Origin of the sequence: Arenicella chitinivorans (genome assembly GCF_014651515.1) — a bacterium.
In the GTDB taxonomy this organism is placed as follows: domain Bacteria; phylum Pseudomonadota; class Gammaproteobacteria; order Arenicellales; family Arenicellaceae; genus Arenicella; species Arenicella chitinivorans.
In genome coordinates this window covers 1,004,962-1,028,855 of the sequence record NZ_BMXA01000001.1, presented here as the reverse complement: position 1 = coordinate 1,028,855, position 23,894 = coordinate 1,004,962, and the positions used below count along the sequence as shown (strand labels likewise).

At 50.2% G+C, this 23,894-nt stretch carries 25 protein-coding genes; 3 read left to right on the top strand and 22 right to left on the bottom strand.

Translation table 11 applies throughout. The annotated features are described in order from the left end of the window. Positions 1-12: 12 nt before the first annotated feature. Positions 13-441 (top strand): protein tyrosine phosphatase family protein, encoded by a 429-nt coding sequence (locus IE055_RS04530; RefSeq protein WP_189398787.1) that lies wholly within the window; start codon positions 13-15, stop codon positions 439-441. 182 nt (positions 442-623) lie between these two features. After that, the gene (locus IE055_RS04525; protein WP_189398786.1) at positions 624-1,124 is read left to right on the top strand and encodes an energy transducer TonB; all 501 of its coding nucleotides are present in this window, start codon (positions 624-626) and stop codon (positions 1,122-1,124) included. 184 nt (positions 1,125-1,308) lie between these two features. Here IE055_RS04525 and IE055_RS04520 read toward each other — a convergent pair whose 3' ends face one another. From IE055_RS04520 to IE055_RS04475, 10 genes are all read right to left on the bottom strand, one after another. Then, positions 1,309-2,229, bottom strand: coding sequence for an SDR family NAD(P)-dependent oxidoreductase (locus tag IE055_RS04520; RefSeq protein WP_189398785.1), 921 nt, complete (start codon positions 2,227-2,229; stop codon positions 1,309-1,311). A 22-nt stretch (positions 2,230-2,251) separates the two neighbouring features. After that, positions 2,252-2,713, bottom strand: a complete 462-nt coding sequence (locus IE055_RS04515) for a MaoC family dehydratase (protein ID WP_189398784.1) — start codon at positions 2,711-2,713, stop codon at positions 2,252-2,254. Between the two features lie 13 nt (positions 2,714-2,726). After that, the gene (locus IE055_RS04510; protein ID WP_189398783.1) at positions 2,727-3,149 is read right to left on the bottom strand and encodes an acyl-CoA thioesterase; all 423 of its coding nucleotides are present in this window, start codon (positions 3,147-3,149) and stop codon (positions 2,727-2,729) included. 16 nt (positions 3,150-3,165) lie between these two features. Then, positions 3,166-4,299 (bottom strand): iron-containing alcohol dehydrogenase, encoded by a 1,134-nt coding sequence (locus IE055_RS04505; protein WP_373299171.1) that lies wholly within the window; start codon positions 4,297-4,299, stop codon positions 3,166-3,168. 124 nt (positions 4,300-4,423) lie between these two features. Next, complete coding sequence (locus IE055_RS04500; protein ID WP_189398781.1) at positions 4,424-6,940, bottom strand: TonB-dependent receptor; 2,517 nt, start codon at positions 6,938-6,940, stop codon at positions 4,424-4,426. 357 nt (positions 6,941-7,297) lie between these two features. After that, the gene (locus IE055_RS04495) at positions 7,298-8,062 is read right to left on the bottom strand and encodes a Crp/Fnr family transcriptional regulator (RefSeq protein WP_189398780.1); all 765 of its coding nucleotides are present in this window, start codon (positions 8,060-8,062) and stop codon (positions 7,298-7,300) included. 391 nt (positions 8,063-8,453) lie between these two features. Then, positions 8,454-8,855, bottom strand: a complete 402-nt coding sequence (locus IE055_RS04490) for an MFS transporter (RefSeq protein WP_189398779.1) — start codon at positions 8,853-8,855, stop codon at positions 8,454-8,456. Between the two features lie 169 nt (positions 8,856-9,024). Then, positions 9,025-9,330: an RnfH family protein gene (locus IE055_RS04485; RefSeq protein WP_189398778.1), complete on the bottom strand. Its 306-nt coding sequence runs from the start codon at positions 9,328-9,330 to the stop codon at positions 9,025-9,027. Then, on the bottom strand, positions 9,317-9,763 hold the full coding sequence (locus IE055_RS04480) for a type II toxin-antitoxin system RatA family toxin (protein WP_189398777.1): 447 nt from the start codon (positions 9,761-9,763) through the stop codon (positions 9,317-9,319). Before IE055_RS04480 ends, IE055_RS04485 begins: the two co-directional genes overlap by 14 nt. Before the next feature lie 66 nt (positions 9,764-9,829). Then, positions 9,830-11,230 carry a sodium-dependent transporter gene (locus IE055_RS04475; RefSeq protein WP_189398776.1) on the bottom strand — a complete coding sequence of 467 codons (1,401 nt, stop codon included), beginning with the start codon at positions 11,228-11,230 and terminating at the stop codon, positions 9,830-9,832. Between the two features lie 72 nt (positions 11,231-11,302). Here IE055_RS04475 and smpB point away from each other — a divergent pair, with 72 nt between their 5' ends. Continuing rightward, positions 11,303-11,773 carry an SsrA-binding protein SmpB gene (gene smpB, locus IE055_RS04470; protein WP_189398775.1) on the top strand — a complete coding sequence of 157 codons (471 nt, stop codon included), beginning with the start codon at positions 11,303-11,305 and terminating at the stop codon, positions 11,771-11,773. 50 nt (positions 11,774-11,823) lie between these two features. Here the strand turns inward: smpB and IE055_RS04465 are convergent, their stop codons facing one another. The 12 genes from IE055_RS04465 to IE055_RS04410 all read right to left on the bottom strand — a co-directional run bounded on the left by IE055_RS04465 (position 11,824) and on the right by IE055_RS04410 (position 23,888). Then, the gene (locus IE055_RS04465) at positions 11,824-13,242 is read right to left on the bottom strand and encodes a sodium-dependent transporter (protein WP_189398774.1); all 1,419 of its coding nucleotides are present in this window, start codon (positions 13,240-13,242) and stop codon (positions 11,824-11,826) included. A 107-nt stretch (positions 13,243-13,349) separates the two neighbouring features. Continuing rightward, positions 13,350-14,132 carry a DUF1223 domain-containing protein gene (locus IE055_RS04460; protein ID WP_189398773.1) on the bottom strand — a complete coding sequence of 261 codons (783 nt, stop codon included), beginning with the start codon at positions 14,130-14,132 and terminating at the stop codon, positions 13,350-13,352. A gap of 41 nt (positions 14,133-14,173) precedes the next feature. Then, the gene (locus tag IE055_RS04455) at positions 14,174-14,407 is read right to left on the bottom strand and encodes a DUF3820 family protein (protein ID WP_373299170.1); all 234 of its coding nucleotides are present in this window, start codon (positions 14,405-14,407) and stop codon (positions 14,174-14,176) included. A 40-nt stretch (positions 14,408-14,447) separates the two neighbouring features. Next, complete coding sequence (locus tag IE055_RS04450; protein ID WP_189398772.1) at positions 14,448-15,206, bottom strand: glutathione peroxidase; 759 nt, start codon at positions 15,204-15,206, stop codon at positions 14,448-14,450. Positions 15,207-15,319: 113 nt separating this feature from the next. Further along, positions 15,320-16,750 (bottom strand): cryptochrome/photolyase family protein, encoded by a 1,431-nt coding sequence (locus IE055_RS04445; protein ID WP_189398771.1) that lies wholly within the window; start codon positions 16,748-16,750, stop codon positions 15,320-15,322. An 85-nt stretch (positions 16,751-16,835) separates the two neighbouring features. Beyond that, a complete protein-coding gene (locus IE055_RS04440) occupies positions 16,836-18,194 on the bottom strand; it encodes a DUF58 domain-containing protein (protein WP_189398770.1) in 1,359 nt (452 codons plus the stop codon). Next, positions 18,191-19,222, bottom strand: coding sequence for an AAA family ATPase (locus tag IE055_RS04435; protein WP_189398769.1), 1,032 nt, complete (start codon positions 19,220-19,222; stop codon positions 18,191-18,193). The genes IE055_RS04440 and IE055_RS04435 overlap by 4 nt, the downstream gene beginning before the upstream one ends. Then, positions 19,219-20,655, bottom strand: coding sequence for a DUF4350 domain-containing protein (locus tag IE055_RS04430; protein ID WP_189398768.1), 1,437 nt, complete (start codon positions 20,653-20,655; stop codon positions 19,219-19,221). The genes IE055_RS04435 and IE055_RS04430 overlap by 4 nt, the downstream gene beginning before the upstream one ends. Further along, positions 20,655-21,431 (bottom strand): DUF4129 domain-containing protein, encoded by a 777-nt coding sequence (locus IE055_RS04425; protein ID WP_189398767.1) that lies wholly within the window; start codon positions 21,429-21,431, stop codon positions 20,655-20,657. The genes IE055_RS04430 and IE055_RS04425 overlap by 1 nt, the downstream gene beginning before the upstream one ends. After that, entirely contained in the window at positions 21,424-22,191 is a 768-nt protein-coding gene (locus IE055_RS04420) for a hypothetical protein (protein ID WP_189398766.1), read from the bottom strand. The genes IE055_RS04425 and IE055_RS04420 overlap by 8 nt, the downstream gene beginning before the upstream one ends. Beyond that, positions 22,178-23,167 (bottom strand): stage II sporulation protein M, encoded by a 990-nt coding sequence (locus IE055_RS04415; protein ID WP_189398765.1) that lies wholly within the window; start codon positions 23,165-23,167, stop codon positions 22,178-22,180. Before IE055_RS04415 ends, IE055_RS04420 begins: the two co-directional genes overlap by 14 nt. 28 nt (positions 23,168-23,195) lie before the next feature. Then, positions 23,196-23,888: an RDD family protein gene (locus IE055_RS04410; RefSeq protein WP_189398764.1), complete on the bottom strand. Its 693-nt coding sequence runs from the start codon at positions 23,886-23,888 to the stop codon at positions 23,196-23,198. Positions 23,889-23,894 lie beyond the last annotated feature (6 nt).

Here is a 23,894-nt window from a genome sequence, read left to right as displayed (position 1 = left end):
GGTAGTCACAGTATGAAACATTTACACCAAAACATTCACGTCGGCGGTCAAATCACCGCGCAAGATTTTGATGCATTGGCACAAGCTGGTATTAAAGTCATTATCAACAACCGGCCCGACGGCGAAGAACCCGGCCAACTAAGCCATGCAGACGCAACTAAACTGGCCGAGGAACGGGGTATGGAATACCATTATTTGCCCATGGCAAACGGGCAACCGCTGCCGGAGTCGACCGTACACGATTTCAAAGAAGTATTGGACGCAACCACTGACCCAATCTTCATCCACTGCCGCAGCGGAATGCGCTCAACCGTAATTTGGGCCCTCGGGCAGATCCCAGCTGGCTCCATCACGGTGGACGAAGCGATCAGCAAAGCCAAAGATGCCGGTATCCCGCTCGATAACGTTCGCGCCATGCTCGAATCGGTGGTTCCGGCATAACTTCACACCATACTTCTGGCAACACAGCTAACCAGCTCAAAAATCAATTGTTCCGATTACTGCAACATCAGCTAACTGACGCTATGGTAGATTCCTGACAATTTTTTGAATCCAAATCTCGACTCCTCGCATCTAAGTTACTAGAGGCGGCAATAAAGCTGTCTTAAACCAGAGGAGTCATCATGAAAAAATCAGGCGTTATTATTTCCGCACTTGCCGCGCTATTGACGGTTGCGTCTGCGAGTGCCGCAAGCTCACAATCTTCCTACCACTTACGTGGAGAGCCACCTTCCGGTTCGAAAATTCCAAGCGTTGCTGCTACCGCACCATTGCCATTTGATACCAGCTACGTGGCACTAAGCGCCAGTCAGAAAGCATTGGTCAAGTCTGCCTATGAATCCTTAGGCCTCAATGACACACCACCGTTCCCCCGACACGGACTGAAACAAGTCTACCAACCAGTCATCGAAGCGAACCACAAGATTGGTGCGACCGGCGACCTAGTCTTGATCGCGGATGTAAACCAGTTTGGCTTCGTTGAAACGATTACCGTTCAAGCTTCTCCAGCGCAGGCGTTGAGCCTAAAAGCAGAAGAAGTGTTACGCAGTGCGCGCTTTGACCCAGCCAGCTGCGATGGACAACCTTGTCGCATGACGTTTCCGGTCAAAATATCCTTTCAGTAAACGTCAAAGAAAAATTCACTAACTGCAAAAATAAACACAGAAACGAATTCTTATAACAATATCCTTAGTAATTCATACACTCGTGGTTTAGGAGGTTGGCTTTTACGGCCAACCTCCATTTTTGCATTATTTACAGCCTGATTTGTCGCTCCATTCGGCCTGCTCTCTTTGAGCAGGCTTTTTTTTATGCTTTCGACTTAAGATAAGCAATTGCCTTCTCAACAAACTTGTTTGTTTGTTCGAATCCAGCAGTAAATAATTTTTCCCCATCAGGATCGTCAATCGCAGCGAAGTTGCGGCGCACTTCTTCTGGTGTTTGCGCTTCCGGTGGCAGATAAATACCTTCCGTTTCATAAATATGCGTCACCGCGTAACCACCGGCGCCTGCACATAATATTGTTCTATTTGGTGCTTCTTTGTCACACAGCGTGATTAGACCAGCGGTAACCGACTCCACGCTCATGATATCCATCACCTGTTTATCTTCGATAATGTCCTCCAACATGCGAGTACCCGCCGTTGGCGACAAGGTGTTCACGTGTATCCCGTATTTTTTGCCTTCCAGCACCAGCGTATTCATAAAACCGACCAATGCCATTTTGGCGGCACCGTAGTTGGCCTGACCAAAATTACCGTACATACCACTCGAAGATGTCGTCATCACGATACGCCCATAATTTTGTTCACGCATCTGTTCCCAGACCGCTTTGGTGCAGTTAACGCTGCCCATCAGGTGCACATCAACAACGGAGGAAAAGTCGTCCAACGACATTTTGGCAAAAGTTTTATCGCGCAGAATACCGGCATTGTTGACCAACACATCAACGTGTCCCCACTTGTCGACAGCCTGTTTCACCATGGCTTCGACTTCATCATATTTGGCGACGTTAGCGCCGTTAGCAATTGCTTCACCGCCATCGTTTTCAATCAAGGCGACGACTTCACGTGCCGCGTCGCTGGAACCACCTGTGCCATCACGCGCACCACCGAGGTCATTCACCACCACTTTTGCCCCACGGCGTGCTAATTCGAGTGCATGGCTGCGGCCCAGACCGTTACCAGCACCCGTGACGATCGCAACTTGGTTTTCAAAACTGATACTCATTTTCTCTTCCTCAATCTCTCAGTTACACAAACACCATGGTCAGCCACTCTGCAATGAGCGCTGGCTTATCGACGTCTTCGATTTCCACAGTGATTTCTTGTTTGAATAAAAATTGCCCAGGTTGTTTTTCTTGAACCTCTTTCAATACCGAGCGGCCACGGATTCGTGAACCAACACGTACTGGATGAATAAATCGGAGTTTGTCGCAACCATAGTTCACACCCATTTTGGTGCCTTCTACGCGCAATCCGCATCCGTTCTCAGAAAAGTGTGACAACATCGACATGGTGTAAAACCCATGCGCAATGGTACCGCCAAATGGCGTCTTGGCAGCTTGCTCTGGATTAATATGAATGAATTGGTGATCTAAGGTGACATCGGCAAACTTGTTCACGTTTTCCTGAGTAACTTCGAACCAGTCTGACACGCCAATTTCATTACCTATTTCTGACGCGATAGCGTCAGGACTCACTGTTTTTCCCATACTTACTCCTAATTTAGCGAATGGCAGATTCGAGCGCCTGCCGAATTGATTTTGGTATGCTCACCGACTTGCCAGTATGACGATCCACAAACACATGTGTGAAGCTGCCACTGGCAGAAGCCATGTCAGCATTCTGTTGAAAAATTGCTAACCCGTATTCTACCGAGCTATTACCCAGCTTATTGACCTTAAACCCGCCTTCCAAGGGTTCCGGGTATGCAACGGGTGAATGATAGTGGCACGTGGAATTGACCACAAAGCCCACGATGTCGGCTTGATGGATATCGAGCCCGCCCTGTTCAATCAAAAAACGATTGGCCACGCTATCAAAGTAACTGTAATACACCACATTATTGACGTGCCCATAGATATCGTTGTCGTGCCAGCGCGTGGTAATTGGCGCAAAATAAGCGTATTGATCTCGCTGAGAACTCATACTCACCTCACTATTCTCAATACGCTTGTTGATAAATCATCAATGCCTCATCCAGTGCAACGGTACGAGGATTATTGATCAGAAGGCGTTCCTGCAACATTGATTGTTCGGCCAGCTCCGATAAGCCGCCCTCTTCAATATTCATAGCGCGTAATGCAACGGGTAAGCCAAGCTCTTGGGCCAACGCGTAAAAATAATCTGCCAACTGGTACGCACCGGCGTTTGGCTCGACTGAACCAAAGACCACAGCCGCCAATTCATCGTACATCGTGGCAGCGTACTCGGCATTAAAGCGAAGTACATGCGGCAGCACCAACGAATTACTTAAACCGTGAGGAATGTGGTAGATACCGCCCAGCGGATAAGCGAGCGCATGCACCGCGCCGACCGGTGCGTTGGCAAAGGCTTGACCGGCCAACATCGCGCCCAGCAACATCTTCTCGCGCGCAACAATATCCGTGCCATTGATTACAGCTGCTTTGATGTTGGCAGACAACAATCCAAGTGCTTGCAGTGCAAGCATATCGGAAATCGGGTTTTTCAAACGTTTACTGGTGTAGGCTTCAATCGCATGCACCATGGCATCAATACCAGTCGCGGCCGTCACTGCTGGGGGCAGTCCTACTGTCAGCTCAGCATCCAGTAAAATTGCATCCGCAAACAATCGATAAGACACAACGCCAGATTTAGTGTGCTCACCAGTCGTTACTATCGCCACCGCAGTCGCCTCGGAACCCGTACCCGCTGTGGTTGGAATCTGGATCAGCGGCAAACGACCACCTGAGATCATATCAACACCATACATGTCGGTCAGATGTTGGTCGCCCAGCGCGGCAACCGCAACGAGTTTTGCCACATCCATGGAGCTGCCGCCGCCAAAACCGACCACACCGTCACATTGTGACCTAATAGCTTGTTCTATTGCTGCTTCAACTGTGGCCTGTGGCGGGTCAGCCACCACATCCTGATACAAAACGTAGTCCTCAATACTCGCCATTGCAGGCTTTAGTATTCCACATTTCACTACGCCAGGATCAGACACGATGAAAGGCTTACTAATACCGACTCGTAGGCAAACATCGTGGAGTGTCTTGCTGCACCCTGCCCCAATTTCAATAGTAGGGACCGTTTTAAAAACGTGTGTCATGATTAAAGACCTATTTTAGAGCGCGTTTACCTTTCGATGGATTAAAAAAAACCGGCGTCGAGTCAATGCTCGACGCCGGTTTTGCGCTGTTTCACGTACATTATAGACGGATCACAACGACTCCGGTTTAGAAGTCTTTAGAGATTGTGACACCGTAAGTGCGTGGTTGCGTACGATAACCCGTGAAGCTACCCGACTGAGCGACGGATGGGAACGCACTGATCAATGAAACATGATCGGTGGCATTACGCACCCAAACTGAAAAGCCAAGTCCGCTTTCAGTATTGATGCCCGCGGCCAAGTTTAGGTTCTTAGTTTCGCGATCGAACTGAGAAACATCGATTGTTGGATTCGGGTTTCTATCGCCGATTTGGACTAAGTCTTCATAGAAGTAGTCACCACGGAAGTATGCATCATTAGAGCCAATGTTAAAGCGATAGGTAAAAGATGCCGACAAGCTCCATTCATTGATGTTCGCCGCTTTCTCTCCACTTAAATCCGTCACCACACCCGTTAAAGGATCACGTCCTGCACCAACGAATGAATCGTACTTTGGATCCAGCCAAGTACCGCCTAAGGTCAACTGCAGTGAATCAGTGGGGTAAACCACCAAATCAAACTCAGCACCGACCGTTGATTGTTTACCGGCGTTGGTCAGGTTAAACCCTGTACCAATAAAGGCGTTTGACTGAAAGCCCTCAATCGATTGATCGAAGAGTGCCAAGTTAAAGGAACCGCGCTCAAAACTGGATTTCAAACCGATTTCATACACCGTGGCTTCTTCCGGACCTGCGAAACGCGTGCCTGGAATCAAGTTTGCTGTACGCAACCCGGCAGCTGTTAACGCTGCCACGTCTTCCGCGAACGGACGTGCGTCACGACTCAAGTTCCAAGACGTCGCCTTGAAACCCGTAGATGCACCAGCATACACATTCAAGCTGTCACTAATGTCGTATGCGAGGCGCAACGTGTAGGTCAATTCATCGTCGTCAGATTTGCCGTCTTCCACCGCGTTCGGAAAATCCACGTAGGGTGGCAAGAACTGAAACGCCTGCAAACCAGTGAACGGGTTGGTCGCAGGATTCGAAGCCAGCCCAGCCGCCGCTTGGAACGCTTGCGGCACCAACGCGAAGTTTTGTGGGGTTGGCGCTAAACCTGTGATTTGGTTAAAAATCACGCCGGTACCCAATTCAACACGGTCAACACCTGAAAACGCATCGCCACGTGTTTGACGCGTCGAGGCTTCTTTTTCGTCTTTGGTGTAGCTCAATCCAACCGTTGCAGTGAACGAATCGGTCAAATGAAAATCAAGCTGAGTAAATAACGAAATCGCTTGGTTATCCAATGTCGACTGATGGGTAAAACCTTGGCCTACTTGGCCGAACGCTTGACCAACGGGCAGGCCGAGAATGGCTTCAACTGTGCCAATTGCGCCAGGCGCACCAGCACCAACGGCCAACGCATCGAGGTAACGACGATACGCAGTACCAAATGGCAGGTCGTCCTGATAGTCGATGGATTCGTCAAAATAGAAACCGCCAACCATCCAGTCCATGAACTCGCCACTGTTTGACGTGAGACGGAACTCTTGAGTAAAGGTATCGATATCAGTCAGAATTTCGTTGGTAATCACATCGGCACTGGTGAAATCTGCATCGATGTCATAACGCGAATCGACATTTCGGAACGACGAAATCGAGGTAAACGTAAAGCTGTCGAAGTCATGATCGATCTGCATTGACAAGCCGGTGTTATCCAGCTGGTTGTTTGGATCAATGTTCGTATAAGTCGTCAGCGCTTCAGGATCATTTGCAACGATATTGCCGCCCGCAAAACGAATCGCATTAGTGGCAGGACCGCTGATCAGGTTGACTGTGGCGCAGCACTTCTCGTCGATTGTGTCGTAGTCTGCAATGAAACGAATCTCAGTCGCGTCGCTTGGGTTCAACAACAATTGGCCGCGGAAAGACTGACGATCACGGTCGTTTAACTCGCCGCCAGTGGCCAGATTTTCGACATAGCCATCGCGCGTATTGGTCGATGCTGACAAGCTGAACGCTGCCGTATCACTGAACGCGCTCTCCACATAGCCCTTAGCGATTAATTGGCCATAATTGCCGATGGTCCCGGAAATTTTGCCGGCTGTTTCGCCTGATGGCTTCGCCGTAACAACGTTGATGACACCAGCCGATGCGTTCTTACCGAACAACGTACTTTGCGGACCACGCAGAACTTCCACACGCTCCAAATTAGGTAAATCAGAAATGGCGCCAGCGGAACGAGAACGATAAACGCCGTCGATGAACACACCAACAGATGGCTCAATACCCGGGTTGTTCGCACCATTCCCGAAACCACGAATTACGAAATTGGTGTTGGTGGAACTTTGCAACTGGCTCACGCGCAAGCTTGGTACCACGCTTTGTAGATCACTGATGTCCTGGATCTGAGCGCGCTCGATAGTATCTGACGATGTGACCGACACCGCAATTGGAATGTCTTGTAAGGTTTGAGCCCGCTTGGTAGCGGTGACCACAATCTCTTCGATAAACGGTGATGAATCATCTTGTGCGATGCTCACACCGGGCGCCGCGACACCAGCAAGGGCTAATGCTGCAGCTACTCTTCGTAAACTTAATGACATTTACTACTCCTCCTCTACGGATTTGTTTTCAAGTTATTAATTGGGGCTTAGCCTGCTCTATGCAGTTTGAACCACTGCCCCTTCGTATGTTACCAACCCGCCACACATGCCATTAAATCGTCACCATTTCCAGCTGTGTACGACGGTGTAATTTTTGTCTGGAAGTAATTACGGACTTGCTAACCTTATTATTACCATTAATCCGGCGATCTTCAAAGACATATTGCCTATTTCGAGTGTGAATGTACCAACATAAAACGTCTCGCGGAACGAGTCATTAACTACGAGATTAACGCGGATCAACGCAACCCCTTCAAACACGTAAACAAGCCGCAATCGGCGGTCGTCGAACAGGACTTAGTGTTCGTGCATAAAATCTCGATACAGACCGGCGATATTGTAAATCACATAATGACCGCCATCACGACCAAGCACGCCTTCAGTGGTCCATGCGCGTAGCGTTTTATTGACACGTTGGCGGGATCCCATGGTCATATTAGCCAAGTCAGTTTGGCTGAGCTTCGTTTTAATCTCCAACCCCGCTTCGGTTGTCTCGCCATACTGTTCTGCCAACCAAAGTATGCGGCCTGCAAGTCGCGCCTTGAGCGACAAAAACAGTATCCCGGCGAATAATTCGTACACCATGCCCGACCGATTCATCGTGTCGTTAAAGAGGTTTCGATATACCAACGGATACGCATTCGCGACTTCCACCACTGCGGCTGCGGGCAACACCAGCATTTCAGCTGGCATATCAACTCTGACTGCGAGCATTCTGGACTGATTGCCGGCGATAGCCGCTTCACCTAACCATGCGCCTTCACTTAGATTAGCTAACACAAACTCCTGACCCCGCAACCCGGTCACATTGACGCGAATTCGCCCCGATAACACACAAAATAAATTCGTTTGCCTTTCACCAACCCGATACAGAAACTGATCATCCCGATAGCGTTTGCGGTAAGCGCGTGATGCGAGTACTTTTAAAGCTATCTCTGGTAGGTTAGTAAACCACAGACAGTCACGGATAATTGCAAAATTAGCCAACGCGTCATTGCTCATTATGCGCCACTCTTCCTCATTGTCTGGCTTAAAGCATTCCCAATCACTGCGTATGAACATAGTCAGAGAATATCGAATTTGCAAACATTTCACGTTACGCTAAACGGCAACGCCTATGGCAAATTGTCTTGCTCAAAGATAAACACACACCATCGCCAGCAGACTCAGAACCCCAACCACAACAAACAACTATCCGTAACGCGGCACTATCATCGCAGCGCAAATTTCTCGTTCACGTCAGCCATACCGGCACAAACCGACCCGCGCCGAGTTGTAGATGAAAACATGTCGCCCCAAGACAAGTCCACTCGCCTGCGGGCGCACCCTGAACTACGCTATATTGGTTGGTGGCCTATCGCAAGGTCAGGCATGCCATTCGATACCAACGGTGTGGATTTACGCCGGACTCTGAGCAACCATACCAGTGGCACTAACATTAGACCAATCCCGCCTAGTAGTAAAAAGCATCGCCGCCAATCTGGGATTGGGCCAGCGTGCCGGCGACCACCAAACTGGCTCCAGCGCTCATCGGCGATCCTAAATCGTAAAGACCACTGAACAAATCTCTTCGGCGCGCCGGAAACAACTCAGACATCAACGACATCGCAGATGGTGTCAGCGTCACCTTGCCAACGTAAACCGCCACTCGCGCACTGGCAACATGAAAAAAGCGCCGAGCTGCAGCCGTGACGGCGGTATCAAGGCGCCAAACCAAAAAGCCTAACGCAATGAGTCTGGCCCCAAAAGTGTTGATTGACAAGGTGGCCAGCAAATAGGCCTGTGACAGCGCAGAAGAATACCAACAGCGGGCCTGAGAGCAGGCCGAACTGCGCATCGCTGAACTATAGATCACGCGTAATTAAAGCGCCGACACTGGCGACAAAATTGCGATCGACTATATTGAAAATATTCAGTAAAACCAACACACCATGCACCGAATCGGTATCGACTGGCCTATTCCCTGGAAGCCAACTCCCTGCCAACTCCCTGCCAACATGGTGACAGCAGCATGCACAAATCGCTCAGGACTTACCCATGGTCTTCCCGACCAAAGCCAGTTGGCGGCGAACCTCTTTGGGGTCGGCCAGCAAGGGGCGGTAGATTTCCACACGATCGCCGCTTTCAAGCAAGTAGTCATTTTCGACCTTGTCAGCAAATACACCAAGATCGAGTTCTTCACAGTTGGTGTTTTTCAGGCCCGGAATTTGGTCTGCAAACCCACTCATTTCATACAGCTCCAGCGCACTTGTCCCGCGGGGAACCGTGGTCTCAAACAGCCACTGTTGCTCACGGGTGGCGTAGACGATCGAAACATCAATTTTGTGCATATTGGTCTCCGTATAACTGCGCTGCACGTCGATTAAAGGCATCTAACTGAGTCGCCACGATATTCTCAAACACGCGCCCGAGTAATCTCTGTGTCAGCCTGTTTTCAAACTCAAAGTCCATGACCAACGATACTTTACAGGCCGCGTCACTGAGCGCCTGAATCTGCCAACGGCCGCGCAATCGACTAAATGGGCCACGCACAAGTTCCATCGTGACCAAATCATGTTGCTGCATGGTGTTGCGTGTGGTGAAAGAGAAATTCAATTTGCTGTAGGCAATCGTGAGCGTGGCAATCATTTGTTCATCGCTTTCTTCAAGCAACTCCATCCCGGTACACCAACCCAGAAAAGCCGGATACGAACGTACATCCGTGATCACATCGAAAATCTGTGCATCACTGTATGGCAGCAAAGCCGATCGAGAAACATTCATACTTTTATCACTAACTCCACCACTGCAATGTGGCCTTAACAAGTGAGACGGCTATCAGGCGCGTAATTATCCAGGGTAAAACAAAACCAGCAGCAGCACGATCCCGATCAACGTCGGGGCTAGAAAACGAATACACCAGCGCCACAACCGATAACTCATAAACGGTTTGGTAGATTCCCCGGCCTGGTTCGTACCCAGCGCCATGCGCCAACCCGCAAAAATAGCTATCAGCAACGCGGTGAATGGTAACAGAACATGCAACGACAACAAGGTGAAAACATCAAAGAAGCCGCGCGTTCGTTCTATACCGAAGTAGTAAAATTGAAAACTAAACTCTCCGAATGAATAGACAGACACCAACCCCATCGCCCAAGCTGCTGCCCCAACCAACCATGCAGCTACGCGGCGCGACATCCGACCGCGATCGGTTAATAACGCAATCGTCGGCTCCAGCAAGGCGAACCCTGAGGTCAGAGCGGCGACTAATAAGAGCGTAAAAAACGCGGTACTCCACAACACGCCATTTTCAGGCATCTGAGAGAACGCAACCGGCAGCGTCTGAAAAATCAGCCCAATCCCAGCGTCTGGCCGCATTCCAAACGCAAAAGCGATCGAAAAAATCATCACACAAGTTAGTAGCGCAATGGCGATATCGAACAACATGATTGAACCGCCACCTAGAAACAACGGTCTTCGTTCATCCAGGTACGAGCCATACATGATAAGAATACCAATACCAACGCTGAGTGAAAACAACGCCTGAGTTAAGGCGCTGACGACCATTTCCGCATCAATTTCACGCCAGTCAAAACTAAACATGAATGCAGACGCTTTTTCATAATCACCGGCTTGCGTGGAATACAATGCCAGCCATACCAACATGGCAATAAACACAGGCATCAGTAAGCGAACGGCACGCTCCAAACCGTGGCGAAGGTCGCGGGACATCACCAGAACAACAAGTAACACAAACACGGTGTGCCATATCAGCATTTGATCAGTATTGCGCAACAAAGCGCCGAAGGAGTGCTGCACGATTTCCGCGGGCATATCAACGAAGGCACCAGACACCGACTCCATGACATAAAATAGAATCCAACTGGCGACCACACTATAAAACGAAAAGATCAAAAAACTGGTTACAATGCCTAGCCAGCCAATCACTGTCCACAAACTGGAACTGTGTTCGAGTCGGACAATACGCGCGACGCTGGACACCGTATTACCTTGCCCCACTCGCCCTATCCAAAGTTCTGCCAAAATCAACGGGAATGCCACCAGCGCGACACTGACGAGGTATAAATACAAGTAAGTACCACCATGCACACCAAGCTCGGACGGAAAACGCCAAACATTCCCCAGCCCAATCGACGAGCCGATGGTCGCGAGTAGAAATGCCGGGTACGAGCCCCATTGTGGACGCCGGCGCTGGTTTGATTGCTGATTGCCTTGATTTGCTTGAGTCACGTTTTTTATGTAGTTTTTAGCGCAACGGCGTTATCATGCCCGCTTGTTAACAAGTATACCTAAGCACACACAATGGCAAAGCCAAAAAAGTCCGCCTCCAATACTATCGCAACCAACAAGAAAGCGCGCTTTGATTTTTTTATCGAAGAAGATTTCGAAGCGGGCATTGCGTTGGAAGGCTGGGAGGTCAAAAGTATGCGTGCTGGACGGGTGCAACTCAAGGAGAGTTATGTGGTTATCCATCAAGGTGAGTTATTCCTGCATGGCGCGCACATCTCACCGCTGAATTCGGCATCCACGCACGTCAATGCCGACCCAGTACGACGCCGTAAACTACTGATGAAACGGATTGAAATCAGCCGATTGATCGGGCAGGTCGAACGCGCAGGTTATACCCTTGTGCCGCTGGATCTATACTGGATGCGAGGTCGCGCAAAACTTAAGATCGGCTTGGCTCGAGGTAAGAAACAACACGACAAGCGCGCCAGCATCAAGGATCGCGACTGGAAGCGCGAGCAACAACGGGTCTTGAAAGGCGGCTAATTCGAACCGCCTTCCACACGGATTACCGACGTGCGCTAATCACATCATGACTAAATAAGGCTGATACCGAAAAACTTCAGGGCCACGGTACTTACAAACACAAACAGCAACACCACAGGTATAAATGTACCCAAGGCAAAATTTACGTACTTCTGCGTCAAAGACCCTTGGTAAGCAGCATCGCCCACTGACATCTCGGCATTCAGATTGCTTCGCCGCCAACGATAAACCGCAAACAAACAGATCACTAAGCCATTGAGCGGCAAAATGGTTTCATAGAAAACGTCAATGATGACGTCGAAAAAAGACTTCGTCTGACCGGCATACGATGTGAACTCTGTAAAGTAGTTCACCATACCAAATGACACCGTCGACGCAATGACCAGCAACGCGGCGCACGCACCCAAGGCTAACACACTCTTTGCGCGACTGAATTTGAGTTCATCTTGAAAGGCGCTGATGGGCACTTGCAAGATTGAAACCTGTGACGTCAAGGCTGCAAAAAACACCAGCAAGAAAAAAGCACTGGCAAAGATCGACGCGCCAACATACCCCACCACTGCTTGCAGTGACAGGAAAATCTTGGGTAGAAATGAGAACACCAAAGAAACGGATGACGACGAAAGCTCGTCAGTATTGGTGGCCGGATTAAACACAAAGATTGCGGGCAGAATCAATAATCCAGCAAAGAACGCCACAGATGTGTCCACTGCCGCGACCATCTTAGCACCACCGGCTACGCTTTCATTGCGGCTGACGTAGGACCCGTAGGTGATCAAAATACCCATACCCAACGACAATGAAAAGAACGCCTGACTCAATGCCAGATTGACTACCTCAAGATTAATTTTGCCAAAATCTGGAACCAGATAATACTGAACTCCAACCAATGCATTTGGCAAGGTCAATACAAAAATCGTCAGAATCAACAACATCACGAACAACGAAGGCATCAAGACCTTGGCCAGCCGTTCAATGCCATTTTGCACGCCGGAATTGAGGATAACGCCAACCATGGCGGTCAACACCACCAGATAAATAAACACACCGTAGGAGTTAATAAACTGGCCGAAGTAGCCAGGCTGCGCCATCGCTTCCAGATTTCCAGTGACCGCGCCGACAAAATAGCCAAGCAGCCAGACAGTCAAAACCTGATAAAAAACCGCAATCATAAATGGGGTAATCAAGGCCAGCCAACCACCGATCCGCCACCAAGATTTATCGCCCGCAACGGACTGGTATGCACCCAATGGGTTGCGTTGTGTACGTCGTCCCAGCGCCATTTCGGCCATCATTACTGGCAAACAAATAATGACCACAAACGCCGCGTACACCAGGAGAAACGCGGCACCGCCGCTTTTAGCAGCATTAACAGGGAAGCCAACCAGGTTTCCAATGCCCACCGCAGAGCCAGCGGCAGCAAGGATAAAACCGAGACGAGAGCGAAATTGTTCGCGCTGATTTTCCATATTGTTTTCCTTCGGAGCGTATTCTTGTTTTATTCTCTGTCGCCGAGTCTACCTTTGGCCCTGACGGATCACAAGGATTTCCGAATGTCACCGTTGTATGGTCAACCCTATTTAGTCAGCAAGTGCCGGTACAAATACCCGCCAGTGGCCTGCAATGGTGTCAGGCGATTCCCTTGGGTGACCCAAGCAACAACCGCATACTGGCTTGACGCTTGGTGCGGTCGCGGCAGTTGGCCGGACCAGCTACCCTGCTTCTGCTCCGCAAATCGATGCATGCCTAACACGACGAAATCGTGACGCAATAAACGCCCTCGGTTTTCACCACGCGCCACGTTCGAGACCAGATCCATGCCGAGTATGGCAACAGTTAAGGTGCGTGATTGCCTACCCCTTGGCGCAGCGGTTGTGTGAAATTGTGCTTCAAATTGACCGGGTGCATTAATAAGCAATCGTAAAACGCCGACCTCCTGACCCGTGTTCACCACTGGAGCCATAACGCTTCGCCAGCCTCGCCATTCGCTGCCATTCCATCGCAAGCCCGGGGTATAAACCGTTGGTTCACCGTACTCACGGGCATACCGACGTTGCCGCTGACTGAACGCAGGCTGTGCAAACCGATCTTGCCAGCCCAAATAATTCCAATAGTCAACGTGAAATGCTACCGGCACGAAGTCATGCCACAGGTTTGGGGCTGACTTGACCTGACTTAGCCAGCGATCGGCCGGCGGGCAACTACTGCATCCCTCAGAAGTATAAAGTTCAAGTAACCCGACTTGCGATGATCGACTTACAAAGCGTTGCTGATCGTTTGATCGACCCTGGGTTATTGTCGACCATAAACACGTCGACAACAGCACCCATGCAAATAATCGTGAATGAAACGTACCCATACCACTAAAGACAGGCCCCGGTCGAATTCTATTGCAGGAGCTTAGATATCCTTAGAACGCGCTTGTCTGAGTGGCTTCACAAGACCGTCTAAGCCATCAATCTTCAAAGCAAGACAGAGAGCCAACAGGCGACCTAACTCACCTGTTGGAAATTCGTGCTTTTGAAACCAGAGCAAATAGGCTTCTGGCAAGTCGATCAATGCGCGTCCGGAATATTTACCGAACGGCATCTGCCAGCGTGCGAGTTTGATCAAGTCCTGCTGAGAGAAACCCAGGGTGCTTTGCCAATCCAGCTCAGAATCCACTCATCTACCTTTAATCGTTGGCCAAAAACTCGGCCAATTCTTCCGAACCACCGATCAACTTGCCATCGAAGAACACTTGCGGCACGGTTGCACGGCCTGAAATCGCTTTTACACTGACTGACGTAGCATCCTTACCTAATACGATTTCTTCGTAGGCGATCCCTTTATCTTGCAACAATGCCTTGGCGCGCACACAGTACGGACACCCGGGTTTGCTAAGCAAGGCCACGGAAGACGGTTTACGGGCTTGCGGATTGATGAAATCGAGCATAGTGTCTGCGTCCGATACTTCAAACGGATCACCTGGGACGTCAGGTTCGACAAACATTTTGGTTACCACGCCGTCTTTGACGAGCATGGAATAGCGCCATGAGCGCTTGCCGAACCCCAGATCTTCCTTGCCCACCAGCATGCCCATGCCTGCTGTAAACTCACCATTGCCGTCCGGAATAACCGTAATATTGTCAGCTTCCTGGTCTTGTTTCCAAGCATTCATTACAAAGGTATCGTTCACACTCATACAGACAATACTGTCCACGCCATTGGCTGTGAATGTGTTTGCCAGCTCATTGTACCGAGGTAAGTGTGTTGATGAACAGGTTGGCGTAAACGCGCCGGGTAATGAAAATACAACGACAGTCTTGCCTTTAAACAAGTCGTCGCTCGAAATATTTGTCCACTCGTCGTTCTCGCGCACTCGAAAAATCACATTGGGTACGCGTTTCCCTTGCATATCATCAGACGTCTTAATCACAGTGTGTTGCGACATTTTATCCCCTCCTCAGGGTACTTAATTTGTTAACAGTTGAGCGCTAAGATAACGAGCCGAGAATGATAAGTAAATTTCGATTTTTAGCTCAATACGTTCAATTATTTTAATCATCAATTGGATTTAATCTGCGCATAGGCATCTAGCGCTGCCTGACGTGCAGCCGAGTGATCCACCACCGGCTTGGGGTAATCTTTACCCAGCACCAAGCCAGCGTCGAGTAACGTGGTTTGGGCCGCTGCCCAAGGCTGGTGGACGTATTTATCCGGCAAATTTGCCAACTCGGGCACCCATCGTCGTACGTAATCTCCATGTTTATCAAACTTTTGTCCTTGCAGCACCGGATTAAAAATTCGAAAGTACGGTGCCGCGTCAGCACCACAACCCGCAACCCATTGCCAGCTTGCGGTATTGTTCGCCAGATCCGCATCCACCAAGGTATCCCAGAACCAGTCCGCACCGGATTGCCAATGGATCAACAAATGTTTGGTTAGGAATGATGCGCAGATCATTCGAACGCGATTATGCATATACCCCGTTTGCCAGAGCTCACGCATACCGGCATCGACGATCGGGTATCCTGTACGACCTTGTTGCCAGGCTGCGAGGTGTAATGCCGATGTTTGCCAAGGAAAGTCCTCAAACTTGGGGTTGAACGGCGCGTGCTCTATCCTTGGAAAGTGGCACAGTAGATAACGACTAAATTCCCGCCAGCCAATCTCGGCCAAAAATTTAGAACCGTTTTCGACGCTCACTTCCCCCGTCGCCATGGCCTCCTGCACATCCAACCAAAGTCGACGTACACTGATCTCCCCAAATGCGAGATGTGGTGACAGCATGGACGTCAGTTGCTTAGCTGGCAAATCCCGTCCATCTTTGTACTTACTTATCGTTTCCTCAAGAAACCGTGTCCAGCGCGACTCAGCGCCAAACTCACCTGGCTCCCAGACTGTGCCGAAGCCCCTAGCCCAGTTGGGGCGGCTTGGCAGCAGCGCCCAATCGTCAAGCGTTCTACTGGTCAATTCGTGAGCGATGCTTGTCAGGCGCGCTGGTGCACTGAGTGGTTCTTGCGGCGATATCTGTTGCTGGCTATGCCGCCAGAAAGGCGTAAAGACCTTAAATGGCGTACCTTGTTTAGTGAGAATTTTGCTTGGTTCGATCAGAAGATTGGCATTGAACGACTGGGTATCAACTTGCCCGACAGCCAGACTCTGTTTAAGCGTTTTACCGAGTTCTATTCCCGCAGGGGAATAGACGCGGTTCCACACAACCTGGGTCGCGCCCGTTTGTTTCGCAATCTGCGGAATTGTCGAAATCGGGTCACCATCCAGCAACAGTAACGGCGCGCCAGCATCGGCGCACTGTTGCTGCAGTGTTTTCAAACTGTGATGTAGCCACCAACGACTGGCTGCCCCCATCTCGTCGGGAAAAAAATAGATAGGCAGTACGGCACCACGGGCGGCCGCATGTGACAGCGCGGGGTTGTCGTCTAGCCGCAAGTCTTCACGTAACCAAACGAGAGTGAGTTTTTGTGTCGTGTTCATCGCGCAAGTGTAGCCACAAACAGTGACTTTGAAGTGAATTTAGAACACACGCCAGCAGCGCGACTCGCGTCTCGCTTTTTACCCGCTAAATACGGCCAAATTGCTTTAAACGCAAATACTCAGAGACCAGCTTTACATGGAGATTCTTGTGTGTCGCATCGACCACTGACACACCCTTGGCTCGGAGTAACGCCAGCATTTTCTTGCGACTGTGCTCAAAATGCTTGACCCCTGCGTACAAAAGCACATCGTCTTGAGTCTCCAGCTGCATATCATCCACCTGATCTAAGATGCGTTCCTGCAGCGCCACAATCATGACCAAATGTTGCTTAGATAAAATCGACACTGCCTGCTGCAAATCCTGACTGTCTTCATCACGCACGTTGGTCATCACGATAACCAAGGAACGTTTGCGTTGTTTCACCAACAAGCTCTCCGCAGCGGCAACATAATCACTACTTTGAGTTGAGGTTGACAAGGCATACAAATGATTCAGTAGAGTGTTGATGTTCGCCTTGCCTTTTACCGGTGGTAACCAGCTTGGCTCACCGGAAAAGCTCATCACACCAACAGCATCGCCTTTGTCCAGCGCAATATAACTACTCATCAGGAGCGCATTTAACGCATAATCAAAATAGCTTAGGTCCTGCTCCATCGCTCGCATGCGACGGCTACAATCGAGCAGAAAGACGATATTTTGGTCTTTTTCTTCCTGATATTCGCGTGAAATTGGCGCACCGAGCTTGGCGGTGGCTTTCCAGTCAATCTGCTTAAGTGTGTCCCCTTCTCGGAACTCACGCAGTTGATTGAACTCCATGCCATCACCTTTGCGCTTGGCGATGTGTGCCCCCATATTACGCATCGCCTGTTCAACGCCAAACACAAAGGAATTTGAGATAGCACTGAAATCCGGGTAAACCTTGGCGGATGATTCTCCACCGAGTCGACGAATATGTTCCCAAAAGCCGAGCCGGGATTCGATCAACACATATGCCGGTTCAAATTCCGCGAGACCACGACGTTTTGGCTTCACACTGTATTCAAAACGGCCAATCTGCTCAGTTTCCACTCGCTGATGCAATGGAAATTGTGCGCACTCAAAGTGATCAGGCACGCCGTCACTCACACTCAAAGTTAATACACGATCACCCTTATTTTCGAGTTCGAATACCACACGCTGTGTGCGGTTAAGCGCGAAAGAGTTAGGCAAGATGCGGCGCGCATCATAAGCACTCGGCAAATCAGCGCGAAACGCATCCCATGCCACCATCAATGTAAAGGCACACACCAACCACGCAGCAAGGCTCATAAGGCTTGCCGCCAGTGCAGAGTCCGAGTCGAACAGCTGCCATGCACATAACCCCAAAAACACCACAGCAACACCGACGCCTATGGAAAGTAAGCGTTCGGTTGGACGGACCTGAGGGATCAGCTTTAATTTCACTGACGCGGTGCCTCTACGTCTTGTAACAATTGTTGCAGCACATCCGCGGCCGACAGACCTTCAATCTCGACATCGGGGGTCAAGGCTATCCGATGTTGCAGCACCGCAACCGCGAGATTTTTGACGTCGTCCGGCAGCACAAAATGACGCCCCTCAAGGAAAGCATTCGCTTTAGCGATACGCACCAAACCAATGCTGGCACGTGACCCAGCACCACGAAATATCGATGGATGAGTGCGAGTTGCACGCACAATTCGCACCGCGTAATCCACCACTTGGTCATCGATGGCGATATCCGCGACTTGCTGTTGATACGCCAATAGTTCTGCCGCAGTGACGACCGGATTGATGCTTGCGATGGAATTATTGTCACCAACCTGCCCTTGTGTAATCAGCTTGGTTAAGCGAATCTCATCGGCCACACTCGGAAACTGGATCACGACCTTAATCAGGAATCGGTCTAACTCCGCCTCCGGTAGCGGGTATGTCCCTTCCTGTTCCAGCGGGTTCTGCGTGGCCAACACCATGAACGGCAATGGCACTTTACGCGACTCACCTTCGGTGGTCACCTGTTTTTCCTGCATCACTTCCAGCAAGGCAGCTTGAGATTTAGCTGGTGCACGATTGATTTCATCTGCTAACAACAAATTCGTGAACACCGGACCATGATTCATCTGAAACGACTTATTTTGCAGGTCGAATACCACGTGACCCGTCACATCTGACGGCATCAGATCAGGCGTGAATTGAATCCGTTTAAAGTCCCCGGAAAAAGTTTTAGCCAACGCACGTACCAGCAAGGTTTTGCCCAGCCCAGGAACCCCTTCTAGCAATACGTGACCGTTCGACAACAGGGCTAACAAGACCTGCTTAACCACGGATTCTTGGCCGATTAAGGCCGTATTAACCTGCGCTAACAGCATACGCATTTTAGTGACCGCTTGGTCTTCAGCCGGGCTGCTGGCCGCGGCATCAACCCCAGACGGGGAGATCACTGAATCAGAGTGTTCGTTTGGAGTGTCGTTCATAGCTTTTTCCGTATTAAATTGCCGACTTTCAAGGCATTGAAAAGTTCGTATTGATCGTTGATGTCCTGTGCTGGACCGAGCCAGTATTCCGCTTGCTCACGTCCAACACCGGCAAGCTCTACTAAAAGGTCTACCTGCTCTGGCGTTGATAGTTCCCTGAATCCGGGTGCAACCAATCTCAAACGCGCATCGACATCGTCCCGCAATGAGTTTATCAACGGTGCCCATTGTTGTTTATTTACCAGGTAGCGGGTACTGGCTTCCAAGTGTTCAGCGAAATTACGACGCTGATGGCTGGCAACACGGCGTAACATCTGAGTCCGTATGCCACGCCGCCACAACCACAGTCCAAGTATCACTGCGGCCACCAATAAAAACTCAAAGAAATAACGATAAATCAGTCCCCAGAGTGATTCCGCATCAACGTCGTAAAACAGGTAGAGACTGCTGCCGTCCGGCACCAATTGCGACAGCAAAAAGGCATGATCCGCTTCACCAACGTGCCCATTGTTCCAGTAGTCCGTGCTGGACACGGCAACAAAACGACCCTCACCGTAATCAAAATCCAGCAGACGTGGCCCATACTGATCACGCACGCTCCACGGCTCCGAATCAATATCCGAGCTGGTCGCGGCGGACCATTGCTCGGTATCCATCACATCAGCGTTGTCAATTTCTTCATCACTGGAGATCCAGGGATGCAGCAATACAAAGCGATCTACTTTGGCCATGTAAATCAATGCATCGTCAGTAAATAGGTCGGTGCTAAAATAGCTGTGGCGATGCTTTTGATTCAAGGCATCGATAAAGATCGAAGAAAACTCATCAAGTTCTTCTGAGCTATCATCATCCTCCAACACTTCGTCCTGCGATTCATTAGGCGCGTCGCCAGAGTCGGGTGATTCCGAGCCATCAGCGTCAAGCCCCTGCGCCTTCTCTCTGGCCTTCTGCTCTTCAAGTTGTCGATTTGCTTCGCGCATTCGTTCGCTGGTTGACAGCTCCTTCTCGACCTCATCCTTGATCGCCGCTGCGAATTCAGAGATGTGTGCATGAGGCACAATTCCAAATCGGGTAAAAACGGAGTCATGCCCTTGGACCTCCATGCCGGCACCAACAACCAATGTACCGCCATCAGCTACCCATTCTAGCGCTGCATTGATTTTAGACGCGGATACCAACATATTATCGGCGTGCGAAATCATGACCACAGCGCCAGTCGGAATCGACTTAAAGTCGGCTTCGGTCGCACCGCGAATCACATCCACATTACGTGCGTCCAAATACCGCTCTGTGGCTAGGTACGGATTCCGCTTAGCCTCTCTGCTTAGTCCCAGCCACACCTCCTCCTCTACCCGCTCATGCGTCAGGTAGAACCACGCGCCAAAAACAGCCAGCAATATCAGGGACGCAAGCCAGATTAATCGTCCTTGCATTAAAACACCTCCTGCCAGCCAGTGCACAACTGATCAAACTGTGCTGCGGATGGAACTCGGTGTGCATAGGCTACCTGCTGCCAAAGACGAATCAGTGACCACATGTAGTCGCTCAGTGGCTTGGTGGACTGAGCCTCAATACGCTGACCGCACTCGGTCTCGGTATCTGAGTCATAAAAAGTGCATTCATGGTCATGCAATAGTTTGATGAGACTGGCTTGCAGTAAAGTTGCGATTGCGCCCCGATGGTCACCTTGCGACCACTGTTCTCTGGACCGTGCGACGACATCCTTGGGCAGACTGGTTTTCTTAACGTCCAGACCGAATAGCGTGGTTGGGAGCTCACGTGGCGTAGCATCCTGATTCAGGTTGCGAATAAAGCGGCCGACATCCCCGTAATAGCGGCGAATTAGATACACCACAATCCAGGCCAACAATCCCCACAACAACACTTTAAGAATTAGCGCCATCCCTTCAAAAAAATCACCAGCATTCTCCATGGATTCGGCAAAACTGATCATCCAGTCTGGATACGACTCGTCAGTGTCTTGCTGCTCGGGCTTTTCTTTCTTTTTCCACCGCGTGACTGTCTTAGTACGCGAAAAATCATCCGTTGCTAAAATTTCGCTGATTGCATCATGTGCGTGCTCAGCAACAGGCGCTCGCGGCAGTTCTTCGCCCTCTTTCAATCTGAGGTTGTCCGACTGAGCCAACACAGGCGTGGCGAAACACAACCACATCGCAAGCAGCGCACTGGAACGGCACCAGTTAATCATCCGCTGCTCCCGGTGACGGTTCGGTGTGCGTCACCGATTTAGCCACCCAATCGCGAAAACAGATTTCAATGTCCCAACCTTCCAGCTCTACCCGCCGACATATGTAGAGCATAAATCCAGCAGCGGTATAAAACGGCGCCACCACGGCCACCAATAACAATGAACCATAGTCAATGACGATGCTGTGTTCCGCGAGGTTATTGAAAAATGCGAAACTAAATTCAATGTGATCCGGAAACAGCGTTGCTAATAGAACAGCCACCGCCAGCACTAAAAAAGACTCAATATGGTAGAGCACAACCGTTAACCACGTAGCTTGACTGGCAAAATTGTTGCCCAGCACTAAGGTTCGTTTGCTGTAGTCCGATGCAGACGGTCGTTCCAACAAACTGACAGGCGCATACATCCCGCGCGCAATACTGATGCGTCGCAGCGTCAAAACCCAGCCCATGCCCGGCAGCATCCACTCACGCCAGTGAGCTAATGTGCGCCAAAAACCCATGGGCTGCTTGAACAGCTCACGACTTAACATAAACAGGATCGGTCGCTCGAACATAGGTTTACACCACCACAGAATCACATACGGGATCCAATAATTGGTGTCAAAATAGCTATGACAAGCAATGAACACCGGTGTCGCGATGGTGAGGTATAGCAGGCACGACCGAACCCAGAAATACCGCGCCACCACAAACCCTAGGTCAATCGCCGACCAACCCGTGCGTACCCGAGTCGCGATGATGAGATTATCGAGATTCATGGGCAGCAATGTACGCACGCACTTCCTGGCGAGCGAAGAAAAAGCAGTAGTAGTACACCGCGATCCAAAGTATCGCCCCAACAGCGTATTTCCCTTGGTTTGGAATAATCGCCGAAGCCGACCAGAAAGCCTCAATCAGGGCAGCGATGGTCAACATAATAAACACGCCATACATAATTTTTATGGCATCGGAAGCAGCTGCTTGCATTGCCTGCAATCGACTTAACCGCCCCGGAGACAGGAGGGCCCAACCGAGCTTCAATCCCGCTGCACCACTGAACACGATTGCCGTCAATTCGAACGAGCCATGGCCGACCACGAATGGGTAAAAGGTCTCGGTGTAACCTAATGCGGTGAGGTGCCCCGATACACCACCGATGACAACACCGTTGAACGTCAGCGTGAAGAGACTGCCGACACCAAAAAACAGGCCAGTTGCGAAACAACGAAACGCGATGCCAATATTGTTATAAATGTAAAACCCAAACATGAATAAGTCAGTCGCTGCCTCGTCCTCTCGACCAAACTTATCCGCGCCTGGTTGATACATGGATTCCATACCACGAACTGACGCTGGGTCCATTACCGAATACAACATTTGATCGTTCACCATGCACGCGATCATCATAAGTACGTAAGGCAACACAAACGCAGCCCCGGCGATCCACAAATAGCGTGCGTTTCGACGCAAAGCCGCCGGGAAGCCACGCACAAAATACTCCACCAAAATCCCTTGGTCTTTGACCCGCTGGCCGTACAGTTTCTGGTAGCCGCGCTGAACCAGATAATTCAATCGATTGGTTAAACCCGGTGCATAACGACGACTTTTTGCCACCGCTAAGTGTTGGCAGAGGCGACGATAATCAGACGGAAAACGCTGGATCAGCGAGGCATCCACCTCGTCTTTGCCGTCCAGCAGATCCTCCATATGCTGCCAAAATTCGCGATAATGATTTTCAAATTCCAGTTGTTTCACGCGCGGCTATGCCCCTCTCAACGACATCCTATTTTGCCCCTAACAACCACTTTCCAACACCACGCACGTAGCTTACCGGTTCATGATTGTGGTTCGGAATTTTTGCTTGAATAATCTCAGCTATTTCAAGCTGGCGCGATTGCGACAAGTTCCCGCGATTCAAGGCAAAGTTGATAAACGCAGTCTGTAAATCTTCGCTCAGCGGAATAGTCGGTGCGATTGGCGTTACGTCACTGAGTGCAGTCATATTATAGCGCTGGTTGTCGTCATAGATTACCAACGACTTCGCAGCCAGATCACCCAGGCGTTGAAAGCGTGTCGTGACGGCCATGCTGATAACGCCAAAAATATACAGAAACGGGAAGATATCGGCCGTGCGTAACAGGTTTCGCACCACCGAAGGGCCAAACTTAATTGGCGTCAGGTCTTCGCTGACTACGCGCAAATTGAAGGCACGTTTACCGATGGACTGCCCGTCACGATAAACTTCATAGAACACTGGATAACCCCATTCCAGTAAAAAAAACACCAACAACCAGAGCCCACCTAACTTACCGCCGGTAAAGGTGACCACCAAGCCAAGGATGAACAAAATCCCCATCCGCACCAGAAAATCGATGCCGTACGCCAACGCACGCGGCACTACGCCAGCAACTTCGGCATGCAAATCAGTCCCCTCTGGTGTTTCCACCAGGTGCATGGTGTCTATCTTTTCCGACAAAGCGAT

Coding starts and splice junctions, on each gene's coding strand:
- IE055_RS04480 (WP_189398777.1), bottom strand. CDS start 9,763: ATGAATGTTTCTCGATCGGCTTTGCTGCCATACAGTGATGCACAGATT.
- IE055_RS04430 (WP_189398768.1), bottom strand. CDS start 20,655: ATGCAAGGACGATTAATCTGGCTTGCGTCCCTGATATTGCTGGCTGTT.
- IE055_RS04515 (WP_189398784.1), bottom strand. CDS start 2,713: ATGGGAAAAACAGTGAGTCCTGACGCTATCGCGTCAGAAATAGGTAAT.
- IE055_RS04425 (WP_189398767.1), bottom strand. CDS start 21,431: ATGATTAACTGGTGCCGTTCCAGTGCGCTGCTTGCGATGTGGTTGTGT.
- IE055_RS04520 (WP_189398785.1), bottom strand. CDS start 2,229: ATGAGTATCAGTTTTGAAAACCAAGTTGCGATCGTCACGGGTGCTGGT.
- IE055_RS04420 (WP_189398766.1), bottom strand. CDS start 22,191: ATGAATCTCGATAATCTCATCATCGCGACTCGGGTACGCACGGGTTGG.
- IE055_RS04450 (WP_189398772.1), bottom strand. CDS start 15,206: ATGTCGCAACACACTGTGATTAAGACGTCTGATGATATGCAAGGGAAA.
- IE055_RS04510 (WP_189398783.1), bottom strand. CDS start 3,149: ATGAGTTCTCAGCGAGATCAATACGCTTATTTTGCGCCAATTACCACG.
- IE055_RS04445 (WP_189398771.1), bottom strand. CDS start 16,750: ATGAACACGACACAAAAACTCACTCTCGTTTGGTTACGTGAAGACTTG.
- IE055_RS04495 (WP_189398780.1), bottom strand. CDS start 8,062: ATGTTCATACGCAGTGATTGGGAATGCTTTAAGCCAGACAATGAGGAA.
- IE055_RS04460 (WP_189398773.1), bottom strand. CDS start 14,132: ATGGGTACGTTTCATTCACGATTATTTGCATGGGTGCTGTTGTCGACG.
- IE055_RS04465 (WP_189398774.1), bottom strand. CDS start 13,242: ATGGAAAATCAGCGCGAACAATTTCGCTCTCGTCTCGGTTTTATCCTT.
- IE055_RS04525 (WP_189398786.1), top strand. CDS start 624: ATGAAAAAATCAGGCGTTATTATTTCCGCACTTGCCGCGCTATTGACG.
- IE055_RS04530 (WP_189398787.1), top strand. CDS start 13: ATGAAACATTTACACCAAAACATTCACGTCGGCGGTCAAATCACCGCG.
- IE055_RS04485 (WP_189398778.1), bottom strand. CDS start 9,330: ATGCACAAAATTGATGTTTCGATCGTCTACGCCACCCGTGAGCAACAG.
- IE055_RS04435 (WP_189398769.1), bottom strand. CDS start 19,222: ATGAACGACACTCCAAACGAACACTCTGATTCAGTGATCTCCCCGTCT.
- smpB (WP_189398775.1), top strand. CDS start 11,303: ATGGCAAAGCCAAAAAAGTCCGCCTCCAATACTATCGCAACCAACAAG.
- IE055_RS04500 (WP_189398781.1), bottom strand. CDS start 6,940: ATGTCATTAAGTTTACGAAGAGTAGCTGCAGCATTAGCCCTTGCTGGT.